The 2,862-nt window shown below is 43.3% G+C and carries 2 protein-coding genes; both read left to right on the top strand.

Annotated features, from left to right (window positions below; translation table 11 throughout):
* Nucleotides 1–589 precede the first annotated feature (589 nt).
* Nucleotides 590–811, top strand: a complete 222-nt coding sequence (locus tag WBA89_RS24085; RefSeq protein WP_424409977.1) for a hypothetical protein — start codon at nt 590–592, stop codon at nt 809–811.
* Nucleotides 812–1,130: 319 nt separating this feature from the next.
* On the top strand, nt 1,131–2,738 hold the full coding sequence (locus tag WBA89_RS24080; protein WP_424409975.1) for a hypothetical protein: 1,608 nt from the start codon (nt 1,131–1,133) through the stop codon (nt 2,736–2,738).
* Nucleotides 2,739–2,862 lie beyond the last annotated feature (124 nt).

Below are 2,862 nucleotides of genomic sequence, written 5' to 3'. Positions count from 1 at the left end.
ATTGAAGATTTGAGTGAGTTACTTTTTGATTTATCTGGTTCAGATAAACCTGTTAAATGCCTCGCATAAAGTTGGTCAATAGCCTTCATAGCCTTCATTTGACCTCTCGACAATTAATCCACCCTGGAATTAACTGAATAGTAAGGGGTTTGGAAACAACGTTTGGGATGACTACCGCGCCCTTGATAGCTACAGGCATACAGCTATGGGTAATACCTGGATGCAGTACAAAAAAGAAACTACAAAATATGAATGTCAAGTTTAATTACCCAGCTTGAATTGAGGCGATCGCTCCAGGTACTGGCATCTCTGCACGAGATCCCTTCGTCCGCATCGCTGCTAATCAAGAATTACTGACCATTCTGTCTGATGTGCCAGCTAGTTATATTACTTCTGCTGCATTTACCTTTGTTAGAACATATTTGTCAACCTCTTTTACTGAACTGGCGTTCTAGGCAACCTTCATAAAGCTGCCCCCTCCATTTAGAGGGGGTAATTTTTACTGAACGAAATCGCTCACAGGAATGAAGTTGCAGGAACTTGATGCGATTTAAATTGGAATTGTTCACCACATAAACTAAGAAAAACCATGCACAATTCATCGATTGAACCTAATTCTGGATATAACAACTCCAGTTACGAATCGGAACCCGACTTGACTGTCGGTTACTCGTCATCAAGAGAAATTCGTCAAGGTAATTTTGATGACGCTTACCAAGAAAATGTCTATGACTTGTCCAACCTAGCAGATACTCCTTGGACAGATTCAGCAGTCCGCCCGAATCCACAGTTGGAGCTGGAGCTTGATTAAAGAAAAAGCGAAGATCGAGAAATGCAGTTCTGGACGCATCAACCTAAAAAACCCAGTTTCTCGTTCTCATCCTCAACCTAAAATGACGGAATTACATAGAAAAACCGGGTTTTTGGGTAATTCCTAAAATGGAGAGGGAGAGAGGTAGAGGAAGAGAGGAAGAGGGCGAGAGGGGGAGAGGGAGATTGAGCTGATTGGTTATTTCTGCAATACTGCTCTATTTTTCGTAATGTTTTAAAAACCTTTTAAAGTTTTTCCAAATTAGAAAGAATAGAGCAGCTTTTTTTACCTGATTTTAGTTAACATCAATAGGATTCCCATGAACAGTCCAAAGCAGTTAAAAAAATTAAATCAGGTAGGATATGCTTTAATAGCTGCCAGTAAACTCTGCCTAATTTTTGCTTTCGTCTGCATTACTTTCTTCAGCTTTTCATCAATTGCTAGCGCCAGTTCCTTACCTACTAAAATTTGGGAAAAAGAACAATCTAGAGTTTTGCTGCCAGATTGGAGCCAGATTACCTTCAATTCCCTACCAGCCGTTGCTAGTTCTGGAAGTTCTGGCGATCGAAGCTGGCAAGCTGGCACTGCTGTTGACAACATCTTGAAGCTGGGAGACATTAACGACGTAAAACCTGAAATTCTGTCTTTGCAAGCAATTGAACAATTGGCATTAGGGGGTATCAATTTAGAGAATATTAGCTTGTCAGCATTTCCCTTAGCGGGTAAGCAAACTGTCGGTCACTTGGCTGAAATTGTTCCAAATCTGAGCCAATTTCAATTGAGCGATGTTCCTCCAATTGCTTCTTTATCTTCTCAAATAGCCGGAGCGAACTCTAACATCAGCCAATTGCCAATTGGTCAAGCTATAAAACAAGTACCGCAACTAGCGCAAGCAAAACTCAACCAAATTGACCTATCTGAGTTTGCGATCGCCCAAATTCCCAATCTTAATAGCGTAAATTTAGAACAGTTCTCTGGCTGGTCAGAGGAACTCATCAGCAATATTCCGCTGCTGAGTCAAGTCCCGCTTTCTAATTTTCCGGTTCCTATTGCGTCTATTGGCAGCACAATCATGCGAATTGATATGATTTACAGTCGGTACGAGAGCAAGCGCAATAACACAATTTCCGGTTCTGATGTAGAAGGATTTGCGGTAGCGTGCGAGAAAGATTGCGCTTATATCGAACTCGACGACATGGAAAACGCCGGTCGTCGCGCCGCAGGGCCGCTAGAAGGGAAGCAGTGGATTAGCGGCAAATACCAGGAAGTGCGAGGCGGTTCTGGCTGTTTGAGCGGTTGGGAACCGACGGGCCGGCATCCTTTTGGGGAAGTGTTTAAAGTAGTGGTAATGGAACCGTCAGAAACCAGCGATACTGTTGACACGGCTCTGTACTTCAGGTTTAGTTTGCCCTGTGGCAAATCGCCTTACATTATTGGTCCGGTTCCGTTTCTCAGTTACAGCGTTAATTCGCCTATGTTTGTCGGTCGATTGGAGGGCGGTTCTTCTAACAGTATTTCGCGTTCAAAAGGCGTCGCATCTGAAACAAAACCTTCAAAGCCGCTGAGTTCAAATCAAACTAAAGAAAACCCTTTACCAACTCAGCCTCTACCTGAATCCAAGCGAGAGTGCGCGCGCCCAGCAACTTACGTGAGCGGTGTGGATGTAGCTTCATTAGGGGAGGCGTTAGCAAAGCTTTCCGAAGGAATCGCCAATTTGGAAAATGCAGCCAGTGGCGATTACGAAGCTATTGGCGAGATGGTTTGTACTGAAGGATCTCGCAACTGCGGGCGGGCGATCGGTCGCTATCAGTTGATGAGTTACCGGGAAGAGGTGCAGCGTGCTGTCAGCTCAATTCCAGGGGGGGCTAACTTTATCCTGAACGTCAACAAAGGCCAAAAACCTACAAGAGAGGAACTCTTCCAATAGACCTCTTGCAAAATAATTTTATGATATAATGAAAAGTTTGGCTGAGAGTTGATTAGACCTCTTGCAAAATAGTTTTATGATATAATTAAAGGTTTTACTGAAAATTGGTTGAATCCCAACTTCT

The sequence above is a fragment of the Microcoleus sp. genome (assembly GCF_049646505.1).
Taxonomy (GTDB): Bacteria; Cyanobacteriota; Cyanobacteriia; order Cyanobacteriales; family Microcoleaceae; genus Microcoleus.
Note: the sequence above shows the minus strand (reverse complement) of the source record. Positions and strands in the feature narration are given on the sequence as shown.

Bases quoted from the DNA above. Each gene is read 5' to 3' on its own strand.
- WBA89_RS24080 (WP_424409975.1), top strand. From the start codon at position 1,131: ATGAACAGTCCAAAGCAGTTAAAAAAATTAAATCAGGTAGGATATGCT.
- WBA89_RS24085 (WP_424409977.1), top strand. From the start codon at position 590: ATGCACAATTCATCGATTGAACCTAATTCTGGATATAACAACTCCAGT.